General features: G+C 47.9%; 19 protein-coding genes, 1 pseudogene and 2 riboswitches. Of the genes and pseudogenes, 17 read left to right on the top strand and 3 right to left on the bottom strand.

The window, feature by feature from the left end:
- The first annotated feature begins 63 nt into the window (after window positions 1–63).
- Window positions 64–108, top strand: a riboswitch (PreQ1 riboswitch).
- A gap of 105 nt (window positions 109–213) precedes the next feature.
- The 9 genes from queC (at window position 214) to CHH53_RS15490 (ending at window position 10,924) form a co-directional block, all read left to right on the top strand.
- Entirely contained in the window at window positions 214–873 is a 660-nt protein-coding gene (gene queC / locus CHH53_RS15450; protein ID WP_095217034.1) for a 7-cyano-7-deazaguanine synthase QueC, read from the top strand.
- A complete protein-coding gene (gene queD, locus CHH53_RS15455) occupies window positions 870–1,307 on the top strand; it encodes a 6-carboxytetrahydropterin synthase QueD (RefSeq protein ID WP_095217035.1) in 438 nt (145 codons plus the stop codon). The genes queC and queD overlap by 4 nt, the downstream gene beginning before the upstream one ends.
- Window positions 1,297–2,028, top strand: coding sequence for a 7-carboxy-7-deazaguanine synthase QueE (queE, locus tag CHH53_RS15460; RefSeq protein ID WP_095217036.1), 732 nt, complete (start codon window positions 1,297–1,299; stop codon window positions 2,026–2,028). Before queD ends, queE begins: the two co-directional genes overlap by 11 nt.
- Before the next feature lie 185 nt (window positions 2,029–2,213).
- Complete coding sequence (locus tag CHH53_RS15465; protein WP_095217037.1) at window positions 2,214–3,473, top strand: argininosuccinate synthase; 1,260 nt, start codon at window positions 2,214–2,216, stop codon at window positions 3,471–3,473.
- A complete protein-coding gene (gene argH / locus CHH53_RS15470) occupies window positions 3,470–4,885 on the top strand; it encodes an argininosuccinate lyase (protein WP_095217038.1) in 1,416 nt (471 codons plus the stop codon). Before CHH53_RS15465 ends, argH begins: the two co-directional genes overlap by 4 nt.
- A gap of 89 nt (window positions 4,886–4,974) precedes the next feature.
- Window positions 4,975–6,060: a carbamoyl phosphate synthase small subunit gene (locus CHH53_RS15475; RefSeq protein ID WP_095217039.1), complete on the top strand. Its 1,086-nt coding sequence runs from the start codon at window positions 4,975–4,977 to the stop codon at window positions 6,058–6,060.
- Window positions 6,053–9,256, top strand: coding sequence for a carbamoyl-phosphate synthase (glutamine-hydrolyzing) large subunit (carB, locus tag CHH53_RS15480; RefSeq protein ID WP_095217040.1), 3,204 nt, complete (start codon window positions 6,053–6,055; stop codon window positions 9,254–9,256). The genes CHH53_RS15475 and carB overlap by 8 nt, the downstream gene beginning before the upstream one ends.
- Window positions 9,253–10,203 carry an ornithine carbamoyltransferase gene (gene argF, locus CHH53_RS15485; RefSeq protein ID WP_095217041.1) on the top strand — a complete coding sequence of 317 codons (951 nt, stop codon included), beginning with the start codon at window positions 9,253–9,255 and terminating at the stop codon, window positions 10,201–10,203. Before carB ends, argF begins: the two co-directional genes overlap by 4 nt.
- Before the next feature lie 148 nt (window positions 10,204–10,351).
- Window positions 10,352–10,924 carry a VanZ family protein gene (locus CHH53_RS15490; protein WP_095217042.1) on the top strand — a complete coding sequence of 191 codons (573 nt, stop codon included), beginning with the start codon at window positions 10,352–10,354 and terminating at the stop codon, window positions 10,922–10,924.
- Here the strand turns inward: CHH53_RS15490 and CHH53_RS15495 are convergent, their stop codons facing one another.
- Both CHH53_RS15495 and CHH53_RS15500 read right to left on the bottom strand, forming a co-directional pair.
- Complete coding sequence (locus CHH53_RS15495) at window positions 10,925–12,193, bottom strand: MFS transporter (RefSeq protein WP_095217043.1); 1,269 nt, start codon at window positions 12,191–12,193, stop codon at window positions 10,925–10,927.
- 2 nt (window positions 12,194–12,195) lie between these two features.
- Entirely contained in the window at window positions 12,196–12,816 is a 621-nt protein-coding gene (locus CHH53_RS15500; protein WP_095217044.1) for an ArsR/SmtB family transcription factor, read from the bottom strand.
- A gap of 157 nt (window positions 12,817–12,973) precedes the next feature.
- A riboswitch (FMN riboswitch) is annotated at window positions 12,974–13,114 on the top strand.
- A 298-nt stretch (window positions 13,115–13,412) separates the two neighbouring features.
- On the opposite strand from CHH53_RS15500, the gene ribE reads away from it, so the two are divergent.
- From ribE to CHH53_RS15535, 7 genes and pseudogenes are all read left to right on the top strand, one after another.
- Window positions 13,413–14,060, top strand: coding sequence for a riboflavin synthase (gene ribE / locus CHH53_RS15505; protein WP_095217045.1), 648 nt, complete (start codon window positions 13,413–13,415; stop codon window positions 14,058–14,060).
- Between the two features lie 11 nt (window positions 14,061–14,071).
- A pseudogene (ribB, locus tag CHH53_RS15510) lies at window positions 14,072–14,683 on the top strand (3,4-dihydroxy-2-butanone-4-phosphate synthase); the annotation flags it as partial.
- Window positions 14,684–14,769: 86 nt separating this feature from the next.
- A complete protein-coding gene (ribH, locus tag CHH53_RS15515; RefSeq protein WP_095217047.1) occupies window positions 14,770–15,234 on the top strand; it encodes a 6,7-dimethyl-8-ribityllumazine synthase in 465 nt (154 codons plus the stop codon).
- Window positions 15,235–15,459: 225 nt separating this feature from the next.
- Window positions 15,460–15,984 (top strand): P-loop NTPase family protein, encoded by a 525-nt coding sequence (locus CHH53_RS15520; protein WP_095217048.1) that lies wholly within the window; start codon window positions 15,460–15,462, stop codon window positions 15,982–15,984.
- A gap of 121 nt (window positions 15,985–16,105) precedes the next feature.
- The gene (locus CHH53_RS15525) at window positions 16,106–16,429 is read left to right on the top strand and encodes a PadR family transcriptional regulator (RefSeq protein ID WP_255374718.1); all 324 of its coding nucleotides are present in this window, start codon (window positions 16,106–16,108) and stop codon (window positions 16,427–16,429) included.
- Window positions 16,429–16,878: a permease prefix domain 1-containing protein gene (locus CHH53_RS15530; protein ID WP_095217050.1), complete on the top strand. Its 450-nt coding sequence runs from the start codon at window positions 16,429–16,431 to the stop codon at window positions 16,876–16,878. Before CHH53_RS15525 ends, CHH53_RS15530 begins: the two co-directional genes overlap by 1 nt.
- Window positions 16,875–17,501, top strand: coding sequence for a hypothetical protein (locus CHH53_RS15535; protein ID WP_095217051.1), 627 nt, complete (start codon window positions 16,875–16,877; stop codon window positions 17,499–17,501). Before CHH53_RS15530 ends, CHH53_RS15535 begins: the two co-directional genes overlap by 4 nt.
- 24 nt (window positions 17,502–17,525) lie before the next feature.
- On the opposite strand, the gene CHH53_RS15540 is transcribed toward CHH53_RS15535, so the two are convergent.
- Window positions 17,526–18,296, bottom strand: coding sequence for an SDR family NAD(P)-dependent oxidoreductase (locus CHH53_RS15540; protein ID WP_095217052.1), 771 nt, complete (start codon window positions 18,294–18,296; stop codon window positions 17,526–17,528).
- Window positions 18,297–18,466: 170 nt separating this feature from the next.
- Here CHH53_RS15540 and CHH53_RS15545 point away from each other — a divergent pair, with 170 nt between their 5' ends.
- On the top strand, window positions 18,467–18,670 hold the full coding sequence (locus CHH53_RS15545) for a hypothetical protein (RefSeq protein WP_095217053.1): 204 nt from the start codon (window positions 18,467–18,469) through the stop codon (window positions 18,668–18,670).
- The last annotated feature ends 14 nt before the right edge of the window (window positions 18,671–18,684 follow it).

Below are 18,684 nucleotides of genomic sequence, written 5' to 3' on the forward strand. Positions count from 1 at the left end.
ATGCAAAAGCGCCCAGCTGTGATACAATGGACTGCAGAAAAGTATAAAAAAATCCAGGCCATCCTGGGAGAGGTTCTAGCACAACCCTCTATAAAAAACTAAGGAACTATATCCTTGGGTATAGTCTTTTTTATTTTTTATGGATAATTGGCAGCCTCTTCCTTTGGGAAGGGGCTTTTTTATCGGGATAGTCTGGATAAAAGGAGAAGCATAATGAAGAAGGGTAAAGCCATCGTCGTATTCAGCGGCGGCCAAGATAGTACAACTTGTTTATTTTGGGCAATGGAGCAGTTCGAGGAAGTGGAAGCTGTCACATTCAATTATAATCAGCGTCACAGTCTGGAAATTGACGTGGCAGAGCAAATCGCGAAAGAGCAAGGAATCAGACACCATGTATTGGATATGTCTTTATTGAATCAGCTTGCTCCAAACGCATTGACGAGAGATGATATCGAAATCGAGCAGCAGGAAGGGGAGCTGCCGTCCACGTTCGTTCCAGGACGTAATCTGGTATTCCTTTCCTTTGCAGCAATTTTGGCACATCAAGTAGGTGCCAAGCACCTTGTGACGGGGGTATGTGAAACAGACTTCAGCGGCTATCCGGATTGCCGGGATATCTTTGTGAAATCGCTGAATGTATCTCTCAACCTATCAATGGACAAAGAATTTGTCATTCATACACCGCTGATGTGGCTGGATAAAGCCGAGACATGGGAATTGGCGGATCAGCTCGGGCAGCTTGATTATGTGAAAGAAAAGACACTTACTTGCTATAACGGGATCATTGCCGATGGATGCGGAGAATGCCCAGCTTGTAAGCTGCGTAAAAACGGGCTTGATCAATATGAAGCGAAAAAGGCGGAGCGAGCATGATACAGCAAATTTACCCGCAAGTGCAGCATGACTACTGCTATGAATTGAACAAGGATCTGCATTTTGCAGCGGCACACAGCATCCAGCATCCGGATGCGGGCAAATGCCAGCAGGTGCATGGTCATACGTATTTCGCCAATATAACGATTGCGGGGGATGAATTGGATGACAGTGGATTTTTATTCAATTTCTCCACAATCAAAGCATTGATTCATAAAAAATTCGATCACACGCTTTTAAATGACCATACCGATGTACTTGGAAAAGATGATTTTCCAACGACGGAAGTGATGGCCCGAAAAATCTATGAATTGATTCAGCAGGAACTGGATCAGCTGCCTCACAAGCCGAAATGCCTGCAAGTTTTCTTGCGTGAGACACCGACCAGCTACTGTGTGTATCGACCAAAGCGAGGAACAGAAAATGGCAAGTAAATTTCCGGTTTTAGAAGTATTCGGTCCCACCGTGCAGGGAGAAGGGATGGTTGTCGGACAGAAGACGATGTTTGTCCGTACCGCCGGCTGCGACTACAGCTGCAGCTGGTGTGATTCAGCCTTTACATGGGATGGATCGGCCAAGGAAGACATCCGGCAGCTGACTGCCGAAGAGATATGGGATCGCTTGGTGGAAGTGGGCGGAGATCGATTTGGTCACGTTACCATTTCTGGCGGGAACCCGGCACTGCTTAAGAATCTGGGGGAATTCACCCAGTTCCTTAAGCAGAAAGGTATCCGGATTGCACTTGAAACGCAAGGCAGCCGCTACCAGCCGTGGTTCCTGGAAATCGATGATTTGACGATTTCCCCGAAGCCACCGAGCTCCATGATGAAAACCGATTTTCATCGGCTGGATGAAATCATCGATAACCTAAAGAATGCAGGACGCCTTGCCAATGTCAGCCTGAAGGTTGTCATCTTTGATGAAGAAGACTTGCAGTATGCGACGAATGTCCATAAACGCTACCCGGATGTAAGTTTCTACGTACAAGTCGGCAATCATGATACAGCTACGTTGGATGATGCGCAATTGAGGGATGCGCTGCTTGCCAAGTATGAGTGGCTGATCGATCAGGTATCTCTTTCCAGCGAATTGAATCATGTGCGTGTCCTGCCGCAGCTTCATACGCTTGTATGGGGAAATAAACGCGGTGTATAAAAGGAAGACGAGTCCAAGGGCTCGTCTTTTTTCATGCTTGAAAGTAGGCAGGCACTATATATTTGCCAGATTAATAGGATACCTAGTCGATGAATTAATAAAAAGTGCTTGAATTTATATTAGTTATAATGCATAATAATTCACATAAATAAATCGAGCATTCAGCACGGAGAGGGAGATTCATAATGGCAAAGGATAAAATCGTACTCGCATACTCTGGTGGTTTGGATACTTCTGTGGCAATCAAGTGGCTGCAGGATAAATATAATTATGATGTCATCGCAGTTGGTTTGGATGTTGGGGAAGGAAAGGACTTGGATTTCGTTCAGGAGAAAGCATTGCAGGTAGGTGCAATCAAATCCTATACAGTGGATGCAAAAGCTGCGTATGCAGAGGAATATGTGCTTCCGGCTTTGAAAGCAAACTTGCTTTATGAAGGCAAATATCCGCTCGTTTCTGCACTTAGCCGTCCATTGATTGCCAAGGTGCTGGTCGATATTGCGAAAGAAGAAGGAGCCGTGGCAGTAGCGCATGGCTGTACTGGAAAAGGTAATGATCAGGTTCGTTTTGACGTGAGTTTCACAGCTTTGAATCCGGATTTGAAAATTGTAGCGCCTGTCCGTGAATGGGCAATGAGCCGTGATGAAGAAATCGAATATGCACAGCAGCATGGCATTCCGGTCCCGGTAGGGAAGGAGAGCCCATACAGTGTCGATCAGAATCTATGGGGACGTTCCAACGAATGTGGAATTTTGGAGGATCCATGGGAGCAGCCGCCAAGTGATGCTTTTGGTTTGACTGTTGATCCCGAAGAGGCACCTGAGGAAGCACAGATCGTGACCATCACTTTCGAAAAAGGAAAACCGGTCGCAATCGATGGCGAAGCTTATCCACTGGACGCGCTCATCCTGAAATTGAATGAAATCGCAGGCAAGCATGGTATCGGACGTATCGATCATGTCGAAAATAGATTGGTAGGGATCAAATCTCGTGAAATCTATGAATGCCCGGCTGCAGTGACACTGATTGCTGCGCATCAGGAATTGGAAGCTTTGACGATGACACGTGAAATTTCCCAGTTCAAACCGATCGTCGAGCAAAAACTGGCACAGACAATTTATGATGGTCTATGGTATTCCCCGCTTACAAAAGCGCTGCAGGCATTCATTGAAGAGACACAGCAGACGGTTTCCGGCAATGTGAAAGTGAAGCTGTATAAAGGACATGCACTCGTCGTCGGCAGAGAATCAGCTGAATCGCTATACAGCTTTGATTTGGCAACGTATAAGCCAGAGGATAAATTCGATCATGATGCAGCGCTTGGCTTCATCCAGCTTTGGGGTCTGCCAACGAAGGTGCAGGCTGAAGTTGCTCGTCAGCAGACAGTGCAAACGGAAGTGCCGTCACTTTTGAAAATAAATAAAAAAGAAGCTGTAAAACAATGAAGCTCTGGGGAGGAAGATTCACGAAGCCGACCAATGAATTAGTAGACGCCTACACTTCCTCCATCGGATTTGATCAGAAACTGGCTGAATACGATATCCAAGGCAGCCTCGCGCATGTGGCGATGCTTGGTAAATGCGGCATCATCGAACGGGATGAAGCGGAAACGATTGCTGAGGGATTGAAGCAGGTGCTGCACAAAATCCAGGCAGGGGAAGCAACACTCACGCAAGCAGACGAGGATATCCATATGAATGTAGAGCGGCTGCTGATCGAGCATATCGGCCCGGTAGGCGGCAAACTGCATACCGGAAGAAGCCGTAATGATCAAGTGGCACTGGATATGCGTTTGTATTTGCGTGAGGCAATCGTGGACATTGTCGGATTGCTGGGAGCCGTACAGACCGCATTGACGGAACAGGCGAAGCAGCATCTGGATACGATCCTTCCTGGCTATACCCACCTGCAGCGGGCTCAGCCCGTATTGTTCGGCCATCATCTCATGGCATATGCTTATATGCTGCAGCGGGATGTCGAGCGTCTGCAGGATAGCTGGAAGCGAGTGAATAAAATGCCGCTCGGAGCAGGTGCCTTGGCCGGCACGACATTCCCGATTGATCGTCATTTTGTGGCGGAGCAGCTGCATTTCGACGGGATTACCGAAAACAGTCTGGACAGCGTCAGTGATCGTGATTTCGTCGTGGAATTCTTGTCGGCAGCCAGCCTGATCAGTGTGCACTTGTCCCGTCTATCAGAGGAATTGGTGCAATGGTCCAGTGCCGAGTTCGATTTCATCGAATTGGATGATGCTTTTTCGACTGGCAGCAGCATGATGCCCCAGAAGAAGAACCCTGACGTGGCAGAGCTTGTCCGGGGTAAATCCGGCCGGGTCTTCGGTCATCTGATGGGAATGCTGACGACCTTGAAAGGCCTGCCGCTTGCGTACAATAAGGATATGCAGGAAGACAAGGAGGGCATGTTCGATACAGTGGAGACATTGAAGGGGGCGCTTGGGCTCTTTGCGCCGATGATCGAGACGATGTATGTGAAGCAGGATAATATGTATCAGGCTGTCCGCAATGATTTCTCCAATGCGACAGATCTTGCTGATTACCTGGTGGCAAAGGGCATGGCTTTCCGGGAATCACATGCAGTTGTCGGTCAGGCAGTCCTGTATAGTATCGAACAGGGAAAATATTTGCTGGATCTCGGCCTGGAAGAGTTTCAGCAGTTTTCGGGTCTGATAAAGGAAGATATCTACGAGGCACTTGCACCGGAAACCGTCGTAGCAGCAAGGAATATCCCGGGAGGTACGGCAAAAGCGCGGGTCCGGGAACAAGTCGACAATATAGAAGCCTTGCTGGAAACGAATAGAAAGTGGACAGAGGAGCAGGCTGCCAAACTGGAGGGGTGAGCAGCAGCTCACCTTTCTTTTTATTACGGATGCATAATTATTAGTTTATCGGAATAAAGATAAACTCGTTTCGGAAAGGAGCAGCATGAATGGAAGAGACAAAGGGTTATTTGATGCTCAGCACAGGAGATGTTTTGGAAGGCATCTGGCTCGGGAAGATCACGGAATCAGAGGGGGAAATGGTGTTCAATACAGCGATGACTGGCTACCAGGAAGTGATGACGGATCCTTCCTACGCTGGTCAGATCGTCACGATGACATATCCGCTGATCGGAAATTATGGCTTCAATGCGCAGGATAAGGAAAGCCACACACCCTCGATCCATGGACTTGTCATTTCGACACCATGTGAAACACCAGCTCACTATCAGGCAACCCAGACATTGCAGGATATTGCACACGCGTACAATTTTCCAATATTGGCACAGGTGGATACACGGAAACTGACAAAAATAATCCGTCAGCATGGTGACGTTTATGGAAAAATGACTAAGACGCCGGGACCCATCCCAAAAAAAGCAAAAGTGTCCGAGAAAATTGTGGAGAAGGTCTCCGTTAAAAAAGCACAGTTCCACCAGGCAGATGGCCCATCAGCGGCCCACGTAGCACTCATAGATTATGGCTATAAGCATTCGATCCGGGATATGCTGCTGGAAAATGACTGTGACGTAACCATCTTTCCTTTCGATGTGACGCTGGAAGAACTGCAGGAAGCAAAAGTGGATGGTGTATTGCTGTCCAACGGTCCTGGAGATCCGAAATCCCTGGAGTATTTAGCGGGAGAAGTAAAACGGATTGCGGAATTTTACCCGACTTTGGGAATCTGTCTCGGTCATCAGCTGCTGGCCCTTGCGTTCGGGGGAAATACGATGCGGCTTCCTTATGGACACCGGGGGAGCAATCATCCGGTTCAGCACTTGCCTAGCGGGAAGGTATCGATTACTTCCCAGAATCATGGATATGTCGTCGATGAAGCTTCTATTTCCCAGGAGCTTTGGAATATCCTATATAGCAATGTGAATGATGGTTCGATCGAAGGGCTGCAGCACTGCTCCAAACCGATCATGAGTGTCCAATTCCATCCGGAAGCGCATCCGGGGCCGAGCGATACGTATGATGTGTTCGAACAATTCTTGAAATCGGTACGGAACAGAGGAGTGACAGCATATGCCTAAACACCCGCACATCAAGAAAGTCCTAGTCATCGGTTCTGGTCCGATTGTCATCGGGCAGGCGGCAGAGTTCGATTATGCAGGTACACAAGCATGTCTTGCCTTGAAGGAGGAGGGAATAGAGGTCATCCTCGTCAATAATAATCCTGCGACCATCATGACGGATCAGGCTTTTGCCGATCAAGTGTATTTGGAGCCGCTTACTTGTGAATCCTTGACGAACATCATCGATAAGGAAAGACCGGATGGCCTGCTGCCCACCCTGGGCGGTCAGACGGGTCTTAACCTTGCTGTAAGTCTGGACCAAGCCGGGGTATTGGAAGAATACAATGTCACGCTCCTAGGCACTCCATTGGATGCCATCCAGCGTGGGGAAGACCGTGAATTGTTCAAGCAGATGATGCAGGATATCAATGAGCCAGTCCCGGAAAGCCTGCCGATCACTTCCATCGAGGAAGCGAAAGCTTTCGCTGAAAAAACAGGATTTCCCATCATCATCCGTCCAGCTTACACACTAGGCGGAGCCGGCGGGGGAATCGCCAATGACCTATCCGAGCTGCTGCGATACGTGAAAAGCGGAATCCAGGCAAGCCCGATCAATCAAGTATTGATCGAACAAAGCGTGAAAGGCTGGAAGGAGATCGAATATGAAGTGATGCGCGATGCCAATGATACCTGCATCATCGTCTGCAATATGGAAAATATCGACCCTGTCGGCATACATACAGGAGACAGTATCGTTGTCGCTCCTTCCCAGACACTGACAGACAGACAGTATCAAATGCTGCGGACGGTATCTTGCAAGGTCATCCGTGAACTTGGTGTCGTTGGGGGCTGTAATATCCAGTTTGCACTGAATCCGGATAGCGACGAGTACGTCATCATCGAGGTGAACCCCCGGGTAAGCCGCTCCAGTGCACTGGCTTCCAAAGCGACAGGCTATCCGATAGCCCGGATTGCTGCAAAGCTTGCGCTTGGCTACCATCTGCATGAGGTGCCGAATCCGATCACCGGTGATACATTTGCCAGCTTTGAGCCGGCCATCGACTATGTGGCGGTGAAAATTCCACGCTGGCCATTCGATAAGTTCACGCAGGCCGATCGCTTGCTCGGTACGCAAATGAAAGCGACAGGGGAAGTGATGGCGCTTTCCCGCAACCTGCCGGCAGGTTTGCATAAAGCGATCCGTTCCTTGGAGGTGGGGCTGGAGGAATTCCGTCTGCCAGCTGCTGAAGCGCTGTCGGATAGCGAGCTGGAACAGGGCCTCAAAGCTGCGGATGATCGCCGGCTGTTCCTGCTGGCAGAAGCATTGCGCCGCGGGATGACGATTGAAACCATTCATGAATGGACAGAAATAACGACCTTTTTCCTCCATGAGATGAAACGGATAATCGATATCGAGCAGGAGCTAAAAGATGGAGGTTGGCAGCCGGACGAAGTGCTGCTTCGAAAAGCAAAGACACTTGGATTCAGCAATGTGGCCCTGGCCAGGATTTTCGATCAGCCATTGGCTGCAGTCGAAGGACTGATCAGGGAGCTGGGAGCCAAACCATCCTATAAGATGGTGGATACATGTGCAGCAGAGTTTTCTGCACAAACGCCATATTTCTATTCGAGCTGGCAGGAAGAAGATGAGGTCGAGCCATTGCCGGAGGCAGCAAAAAAAGTCGTGGTGCTCGGCTCTGGCCCGATTCGGATCGGGCAAGGAGTGGAATTCGATTTCTGCTCTGTCCAATCCGCTTTGTCTTTACGGAATCAAGGGATCCGATCGGTCGTCATCAATAATAATCCAGAAACGGTCAGTACCGATTTCAATACAGCCGATCATTTATACTTCGAGCCGCTGACAAAAGAAGATGTACTGCACATCATCGAAAAGGAGCAAGCCGATGAAGTGCTCGTCCAGTTCGGAGGGCAGACCGCAATCAATTTAGCTGCGGATTTGGAGGCGGCTGGCGTGACCATTGCCGGAACCAGCACGGCCTCGATAGATCGGGTAGAGAATAGGGAAGCCTTCTATGATTTGCTGCATTCTTTGAACATCCCGCATATTCCAGGCACGACGGTGATGGATACAGCTTCTTTGAAAGACGAAGCCCGCCGTATCGGCTATCCGATCCTCATCCGTCCATCCTACGTGATTGGAGGGCAAGGGATGGTCATCCTCCATTCCGAAGATAGGCTGGAGTCTTATCTGGAAGGACTGCAGCATCAGATCCATAGCTCCCGCCTATTCCCGCTGCTGCTGGATAAATATGTTCCGGGCATGGAGGTAGAGGTGGATGTTGTATGTGATGGTGCAGACATCCTTATCCCGGGCATCTATGAACATATCGAACCAGCCGGAGTCCATAGCGGAGATAGTACGGCGATCTTCCCGTCCCCTGGTTTAAGTGAGTCGGAGAAGGAGTCGATCGTTTCCTATGCGAGCAGGATTTCTGATGCGCTCCAGGTGAAAGGCATCATGAACATTCAATTTGTCTTCAGTGAGGACCGATCGATCCTGTATGTTCTGGAAGTCAATCCAAGGGCCTCCCGCACAGTGCCTATTTCCAGTAAGGTGACAGGTATTCCATTGGTGGATCTGGCAACCAGGATCCAGATGGGGGAATCACTGCGGCAATCAGGTTACCCGCTCGGATTGCAAAAAGAGATACCATTCTATGCTGTGAAGCTGCCTGTCTTTTCCACAACAAAATTGGCAGGTATCGATCCGCTCCTCGGCCCGGATATGCAATCGACAGGAGAAGCAATCGGATTGGGGAGAACGGTGCCGGAAGCACTGAATAAGGCATTTGGCTGGAAGGAAAAGACGCTTAGATCTCTGACGGAGGATTCGCAGATTCTTTTGGATGTCGAAGCTTCCGACCTATCCCAGCTGGAAGCGTTACTTGGCAAGCTGCGATCGAACGCTGTCCTGACAGAGGGGACCGCGGCATTGCTGCCGGATCCTGGTTCATTCCGGATTGTTTCTGATGAAGAAGCGGTCGATTTGATTGAAGATCAAGAGATGACAGCAGTATGCAGCACAAGAAAAGGATTCCAAGCCATCCGTGAAGCAGCTTGGAAGACGGAGACCCCGTGTATGACGAGTCTGCCAACGGTGCAGAGCTACTGGCTGGCCGGGCAGGAGAAGCTGGCAAACAGCCTGTCCATGTCAGATTATCTGGAAGAAGCGGAAAAGGAGCATGTGCAATGAGACAATTGACACAAGAGCAATCCCTGGCAGGAAAAAGCCTCTTATCCCTGCAGGATTTGACGAAGGAAGAGATTCTTTATGTGCTGGACTTGGCGTCTGAGCTGAAAGGTCAGCAACAAAAAGGCGAGCTGATCCAGCCGCTGAATGGGAAAACCCTGGGGATGATTTTTGAGAAATCTTCCACACGGACACGAGTTTCATTCGAAACCGGCATCTACCAGCTTGGCGGTATGGGGCTGTACCTGAATGCGAAAGACCTGCAGCTCGGCCGCGGCGAGCCGGTTGCAGATACTGCCAAGGTGCTGTCCGGCTACCTGGATGCAATCATGATCCGTGCCAATTCACATAAGATGGTCGAGGAGCTGGCAGCCCATGCCGAGATTCCGGTGATCAACGGTTTGACAGATTTGTTCCATCCCTGTCAAGCATTGGCTGATATGCAGACGATTTTGGAATATAAAGGAACATTGGAAGGCGTGAAGCTTGCCTATATCGGAGATGCCAACAATGTAGCCAACAGCTTGATGATTGCTGCTGCAAAAACAGGTATGCAAATCCGGATTGCATCCCCTGCCGGTTATCAGCCGCTGCCAGAAATTGTGAAGAAGGCAAAAGCGATCAGCAATGATCCGGGATTCCTGCTTATTACGGAGAGTCCGGAAGTCGCCTGCGCCGGAGCGGATGTCATTTATACAGATGTCTGGACCAGCATGGGACAGGAACAGGAGACACAAGCGAGGCTTGCGGCTTTCCAAGGCTATCAGGTGAATGAAGCACTCATGGATTCAGCAGCTGCCGATGCCATCTTCTTGCACTGCTTGCCTGCACATCGGGGAGAAGAAGTCACTGCTGCTGTCATTGACGGTCCGCAATCGGCCGTCTTCCAGGAAGCCGAAAACCGATTACATGCCCAAAAAGCACTTATGCTTGCTGTCATGGGGAAATAAAGGGAATGACAAAGAAACCGCCAATAAAAAGGCGGTTTCTTTTCTGCGTCTATGCGTTCACAATATAGGAAAAATCATGTAGACTAAAGGGTATATGTCCACTTACTCTACGTAAGGGACTTCTAGCAAACAGGAGAGAGTAATTACTATGTTAACTTACGTAGCGCCGGCTATTTTCCTGGCGTTTGTTTATCTATTGTCCATCATTCCGTTTCATCAGACGTTCGGTATTACCAAGAAACAGCATTTATTGATGGCATCCTTTGCCATTTATGTGATTGCCGTCATTTGTCTTACATTCTTCCCGTTGCCTGTGGATCAGAACCTCATCGAAGAGAATCAGCAGCTGGAAACAAGCTACCGCTGGAATACATCTCCACTCGCTTCCATCATGCAAATCTGGCATACCACACAAATCGATGGCTTCGGTTACGGGCTGGCACTTAAAAATCTAGGAGGCAATATACTCTTATTCGTACCGCTCGGCTTTTATCTGCCTTTGCTCATTCGCCGGATCAGATCGTTCTTTGTCGTCGTGCTCTGCGGATTGGTGTTCAGTACGGCAATCGAATCGACACAAGGTCTGCTCAATTATTTTGTCGGTTATAATTATCGCTCTGTCGATATCGATGATGTCATCCTGAATGTATTGGGAGCTATGCTGGGCTATGCATTCTATTGGGTTGCACTGCGTCCATTATTGAAAAAGGACAAGCAGTGATCAGCTTGATTCCTGCTGGGCATGTTCTTTGAATCCCAGTAATTCGGGAGAAAGGGAAGCCAGCGGTCCCAGCTTGCGCAATTTTGGATACAGTAGCCATGTTATGGAAAGCAAGGCTAGGCCGGTACCAGTAGCGCAAAAGACCCAAGTGACGGGAATATGTGTGGCCGCATATCCACCGGTCAATGATCCAAGCGGAGTGGCAATCGTGCTGAAGCTTGCGCTTGCACTTGTTACTCTTCCGATCATGGAAACAGGCAGTAACGTCTGTAACATCGTGGCAAATGTGACATTGATACAGCCGACAGGCATCCAAGCGAGCCCGAATAGAATCACACTCAGCCAAGTCCATGGCACAAAGGCGGCAGCTGCCCATATTGCAGCAGCTAAGGACATGGTGAAGATTGTCGCTTTGCCGATGGGAAGTTTGCTGAAAGAGGCTGCTGATAGCGCTCCTATCAAGGCCCCGCAAGACATAGAAGCCAAATACAAACCATATACAGCAGCTCCTTGCCGTTCGTCTGCGAATGCCGGCATCACAGCCATGGCTGCACCAATAGCCAGGTTGCATAATACTGCCCCAAACAGTGCAGCAGCCAAAATGGTCGTGAATAATATCTTGAGTCCCTCTTTCAATTCCGTGAGGTAAGAATGAATAGCTGAACGAGCAGTGCCAGACATAGCAGTCTGTGCTTTTTGATGCGGAATTTTAATGAAGCTGAATAAAAGAAATGCAATGCAAAAGGTGAACGAGTCGATGATGAATAATAATGTTGCTCCAAAAAAGGCAAGCAGCACCCCTGCAATGGCATGGAAAATTAAATCGACGCCTTGATAGGCGAAGGAAAATAATGCATTGCCGGCAGGCAGTTCTTCTTTTTTCAGTACAAGGGGCAATGCTTTTGTTTCGGTAGGATATGCGAATGCATCGATACAAGCCAATAGAGGCATGAGTAGGAGCACCAGTGTAACAGTTAGAAAACCCTGCCAAGCTGCGAGCGGAATCAGCAGGATGAGCACGGCTTGGAGTGCCTGGGTCCATACTAGCGTCCGGCGTATCGGCCAGCGGTCGACCAGCGGGCCGATCAGGAACTGCAATATATTCGGTATTTGTGTCAGGAATCCAGCAAGACCCGAATAGAATGCGCTGCCGCTTAAGTCATAAACGAGCCACATTGCGGCGATGAAATAAATACTGTCCCCGATATTGGTGACAATCCTCCCCGAGAAAAGCAGACCGTAATTCCGCTGTTTTAAAATGGAGAACATCCTCAGTCCTCCTCTTCCAGTTCAATTTGATCAAACGATGGTGTATCGATTTCAAAACCGAAGGCGGAGAAATGATAGAGCTTGCCATCCGGGTCGTTCTCTGCAGCTTCACTCTTTTCACGCAGTGTTTGCATCAAGCCGGCTAAGCCCTGGATGAATTCTTTGAAATCAGCTTCGGTTGCACTTACTTCCCATATGCTGCCGATGGCGTCCCAGTCTTTCGGGTCAGTGGAGCCGGCAATTTTGGCAAACGAGGATTCTGGTGCGGCTAGAACCGCTGAACGTGTCTTATTGGTCATTTGTATATATAGCTGCCTCGTCGATTCGCTGAGTTCTTCTGCATAAGGAAGCAGATTTTCCGAGGGAAAAAAGCCTCTTGCAGCGGCTCGATAGAATTTCTGTATAATTCCATGCTTCTCTTCGGTGCGGATCACCTCGATCAACCCGTTTTTCTCCAACTCTTTCAGATGATAATGGATCTTTGGTCTGCTTGTTTCCAACAGGACAGCCAGCTGCTGGCCAGTATAAGATGTTTCGACTAGCTTCATCATCATTTCGGCGCGAAGCGGATCACTAATTGCTTTGAGCTGCTCAAGGGTCGTCAATGCCATTGCCTGTTTCATTTTGAAAACTCCTTTCGGTAAATTTATTTTGAACGGTCAACTTTATTTTACGGATTTAGTTTAGCGATTGTTCCACATATTGTCAACTCAGTTTTCAGACTTTTTTCCTGCTGTACAAGAAGATAAAAAATATGTTAAGGTAAAAGCAGTCGAATAGGTTTTCTCTTGGGGCAGGGTGAAATTCCCGACCGGCGGTGATAGGCAGCACAGCTGTCTTCAGTCCGTGACCCGTTTTTACAACGGTGGATTTGGTGAGATTCCAAAGCCGACAGTATAGTCTGGATGGGAAAGAGGAAACGAGCGTGCTATCCACACGCCAAAAATGCTTTTCGTCTATTGACGATAGCTTGTTTCGCTATACTTTTGAATTCCTGAGCCCCAGAATTTTTGATTCTGGGGCTTTTTATATGAAGGATAGTGATGAAAGAGACAAGATTAAACTTGCTTCTCTTATTTCGACATCTAAAAAATTTAGTGATGAGATGTTACATGTTCGATGGCATCTCCATACCCCGATCAACCGTCACATTGCCCCGAGACGGTAATATTCCCATTCGTAGTATCTATGGAAGATTAGAAGGATAGGAGGAAGAATTGTGTTTACTGGAATCATCCAGGAAGTAGGCAGCATGATTGCTGTCAATCAACAGGAAAAGGCGATGCAGCTTACCATTGCCAGCGAGAAACTGACCAAAGATATGCATATCGGAGACAGTATAGCGGTTAACGGTGTCTGTCTCACAGTCACTAGCTTTACATCGCATGCTTTCCAGGTCGATGTGATGCCAGAAACGTTCCGCGACAGTTCTTTATCGAATGTACGCAGTGCAGATGCAGTGAACTTGGAACCAGCACTTCAGCCGAGCGGCAGACTGGGCGGCCATTTCGTGAGCGGTCACGTCAATACGACGGGCACTATCCTAGCTATCCGGGAAGAGTCGAATGCACGTTATATTGATATTGGCGTCACGGAAGGTCTGCAGTATTTAATGAAAAAAGGATCGATTTCCGTTGATGGTGTGTCATTGACTGTGTTTGATGTGAAGGATGATTTGTTTACCATTTCGCTTATTCCTGAGACAAGGAAGGCGACGATTTTAGGGGATAAAATAGCCGGCGATCAAGTGAATCTTGAATTTGACCAGCTGGCCAAATACATGGAACGGCTTATGGAATATCAAAAAAGTCCCCGGTCTGCTGGCATTACGACAGAAACATTGGCACAGAACGGATTCATGGATTAGGAGGGAAACGAATGAAAACGACAATAGCCAATGCGCTCGACCATTTGAAAAGCGGTAAAGCCATCATCATCACAGATGATGAGAAAAGGGAGAATGAAGGGGATTTAATGGCCTTGGCAGCATTTGCAAGTCCTGAAACGGTAAATTTCATGGCTTCTGTCGGAAAAGGTCTGATATGTGCACCTATTTCCCGGGAAATTGCTGAAAGATTGGATTTGCCCCCGATGGTAAGTGAAAATACGGACCCGCATGGAACAGCATTTACTGTCAGCATCGATCATATCGATTCCACTACTGGTATCAGCGCATTCGAGCGTGCCCATACAATCGGTAAGCTGGCTGATGCAGCCAGCTTACCGACTGATTTCCAGCGACCGGGACATATCTTTCCGCTGATTGCCAAACCGAACGGAGTCCTGGAGCGTCCTGGTCATACCGAAGCAGCTGTTGACTTGGCTGCATTGGCCGGCACAGCTGAAGCTGGTTATATTTGTGAAATCATGAATGACGATGGGACAATGGCTCGCATGCCGGAACTTGAAAAGCTGGCTGAAAAACACAAGCTGCCCATTATCACGATTGCAGATTTGATTGCATATCGACAGCTGCATGAAAACAAGGTAAAAAGTTAAACCAGTCATCAGCATCGATTAAGAAATAGATAACTAAAAAATGGGACTGGATTGTCCATATACAAAGGAGTATTCATATGGTTAACGTACTGGAAGGAAATGTAGTAGGCACAGATTTGAAGATTGGTATTGTTGTAGGGAGATTCAATGAGTTCATCACCAGTAAATTATTAAGCGGCGCCATCGATACCCTGAAGCGTCATGGTGTCGATGAAGCGAATGTGGATGTGGCATGGGTCCCGGGTGCATTTGAAATCCCCCTTGCGGCCAATAAACTTGCCCAGGGTGGGAAATATGATGCTGTCATCACATTGGGGACTGTTATCAAAGGTTCTACACCACATTTCGATTATGTCAGCAATGAAGTCGCAAAAGGTGTCGCAAGTGCTGCCGATAAGGCAGGAATCCCGATTATCTTCGGGGTGCTGACAACGAATACGATTGAGCAGGCTATCGAACGAGCAGGTACGAAAGCAGGCAATAAAGGGGCTGAAGCAGCCGTTTCTGCGATTGAGATGGCTAATTTGCTAAAATTGATCTAATCTAAGTGAGAAGCAGGGGATTTCCCCTGCTTCTTTTTTATATTCTGAAAATATCGTATATTTTAGTGGGTGGTCATAAATACGATATGAATTAACGGGCGAGGTAACGAAACCAACATTATCATTTGATCCATGGATTGGATTGGAGGAAGAAAAGGAAGAAGTGGACCATCTCATCCTGATTGATAATAGTATTGAACAGAGTACGCAAGGGAGTATCGTCGCATGAACACGAATTATAGGGCAAAGAAAATACATATCATCGGTTCTGTCGGCAGCGGCAAAACGACGCTTGCCAGGGATTTGTCGGCCCTGTTGGATGCTGCTCACTACGAGCTGGATAATGTTGTTTGGGAGCGCAATGCAGAGGGCGACAGACGCCGTGCCGACACTGAAAAGCGGGAGATCCTGAAAGAGATCACCAGAGCGGCTGCGTGGATCATCGAAGGAGTGCATACAGATGATTGGGTGGAGGACAGCCTGCATCATGCGGATGTAATCATCCTGCTGGAGCCGGGATATAAGGTGAGGCAGCTGCGGATCATCAAGCGTTATCTGCGCCAGAAAGCAGGTTTGGAATCAGCCAATTATAAACCAACTTTGCGTATCTTCCTGAATATGTTCAAATGGAATCGTTATTTTGAACGTACGGCCAAGCCTTGCATCTTGGACAGATTTGTTAATGATGGACATAAAGTGATTGTCGCTGAAAATAAAGCAGATGTAATCGAATATTTGCGTTGTGATTAGAGTCATTTTGAAGCAGGCTGAATAGTCTGCTTTTGTTTTTGGAATATTACTTTGACACGCAGAGTAATTTTGATTATGATTACTTTATCAGACAGAGTAATTTGGAAGGAAGGGATACCAAATTCGGAGTGATACGATTCGAGGGCATCTGGATTCCATCATCCTTCGTCTGCTGATGGACGGGGATAAATATGGCTATCAGATTTCGAAAGACATAGCAGCTTGGACGCACGATGCATTCCAGATCAAGGAAGCGACGCTTTATGCTGTTTTCCAGCGGCTGGAGCGCCGTGAACTGATAGAGTCCTACCAAGGGGAAAAATCACATGGAGGCAAGCGTAAGTATTATACGATCACGACACTTGGGAAGGCGTATTTGCATGAAGCGGCAAAAGAATGGAAAGAAGCGAAACAATTAATCGATATATTCATGGAGGGTGTTTGATGCAAAAGATCAGTACGTATGTAGAGGAACAGTTTTCCGATCTGCCAGAGACCGAACAGGTAGTGACGTTAAAGGAAGAAATAAAGGATTCGCTGGAAGAGAAAGCGGCTGATTTCATGCTCGAAGGAAAAACGGAAGAGGATGCAGTCAATAAGGCAATCGTCGATTTCGGTAATTTATCGGAAGTGAAAAAGGAATTCCTTCTCCAGCATAAACCGAAGGATGCAGCAACGAAGAATAGGAAGCAAAAAGAAGATATGAGTACATTGAATCTAGGGTTTTCCATCTGTGGCAGTGCGCTGATCATTGCTTTGCTCATCTTTATAAATATGTACTATACACCGAATGAAATCTGGTTCGTTTATCCGACATTTGCCATTCTTTGGTGGCCGGTGAGTATGGCATTCGTTTGGCTGAAAGCTAGAAAAAGAAAGGTGATGCAGCGATGAATCCATGGAGAGTGCTGGTTGCGTTTATGTTGATCAGCTTGGGAGCATTTTCTGTTTACATCAATTTGGTGACTACACCCCAGGAGATTTGGTATACGTATAGTTTGGGAGCCGCTGTCATCGCTGCTTTACAGCTTCTGCTGCCAAAACAATTGGCATTGGTGACATGGCTGTCGGCGATCATAATCGGTGCGGTGATCGTAAGGGAGAATCTCGTGGATTCTCCATCGATTCCATGGTATTTGTACACTATCGGCGGCTTGGTCTTATGGCCGGTCGCAATCATGTTTCGGAAACATTTAGCGAATCTGGGCCCGGCGCTGATCATCAGCCTGGCAGTCTGCATCTATTATTACGGTCTGCATTCATATTTCGGTCATGATAATCCTTGGTATGGTTTTGTGATTTTTGCGATGAGCTGGTGGCCATTGTCGATCATAGGTCATCGCAGTTCCAGTTTATTTTTTTCCGTATTAGGGTTTGGAGCACTTAGCGTGTTTTTCCTGTTTGTGAACATTGCTTATTCGCCATCGGTGATTTGGGCGATCTATCCGATTTTTGCTGCAGCCTGGTGGCCACTGTCTGCTTATTTCTACAGCCATCGCCGCCATCTAAGCAGATAAAAAGACACCCTCTTGGAGTGTCTTTTAGCTTGTATACATATTCTTGGCAATTTTACTAAGCAGACTGCTCGGCAGGAGCTTCATGAGCAGGACGGCTGCATGGATGTTCGCAGATGGGAATACGACCCTTTTTCCTTTTATGAATCCTAGGAAACCTTGACGCGCCACATCTTCTGGTGCATCGCGGAACGAAGACATGATTGTGTCATTCCCGGCACGTTTGAAGAATTCCGTCTGTGTGGGACCAGGGCAAAGTGCCGTCACGGTCACGCCGTCTTCGGCTAATTCCTCGGCAAGTGCTTCTGAATAGCGCTGAACGAATGCTTTGGATGCGTGATATGCTGCCATATACGGGCCAGGCAGGAAGGCCGCCATGCTTGAGATATTCAAAATCCCATTCGGTACGTTCCGATACGGGGAATGAATGATATCATCGATGAACAGACGAGTCAGGTTTGCCAATGAAACCATGTTCAGATGCAGCAGTTTTTGCTGTGTCTCAAAGCTCGTATCCTCAAATTTACCGCTAAGCCCGAAGCCGGCATTGTTCACAAGCACCTCGACGGTTTTTCCTTCATCACGTATTTTCTCATATAATTCATATGCGCTGTTAGGTACGGACAAATCATGAGGAATGACAGTCACATTCGAATCTTGCAATTCTGTTTGCAGCGATAGGAGTTTGTCCTTGGAACGCGCTACGATGATAAGGTCATAGCCCGCTTTGGCGAACCATTTGGCTATATGGTAGCCGATTCCGCTGGAAGCTCCTGTAATTAGCGCAGTTGGTTTCATTGTGCTTCACCTCATTTGACAATCTTTATAAGCATGTACCCTATTGCCGGGCGGAAGAAACGCTATCTACTCCTAGTATACCCTTTGCAGGGGCCGGTTACAAAGCCGCAGGAATGTTTTTCTCAATGGAAGAAGGGGAAAGGGCTTACAAAGGAAGGAGGAGGGAAGAGATGGTACAAAAAAATGGCGCCAAAGGCGACAAGGATAAGCATGGATTTTCCAAAGCAGAAAGTGAGAATCGGGAAAAGCAACTCGAGAATGAACAGGATATGATGATGGATGATATACCTGTGGATGAAGTGGAGAGGGATCTCCAAGATGATCGGCATAAGCGGCGGACAAAGCAGTCCTCCGACTCGGATCCGGAACAATGAACCCTGCATCAGGC

The organism is Terribacillus sp. 7520-G (assembly GCF_002271665.1).
Classification (GTDB): Bacteria; Bacillota; Bacilli; order Bacillales; family Amphibacillaceae; genus Terribacillus.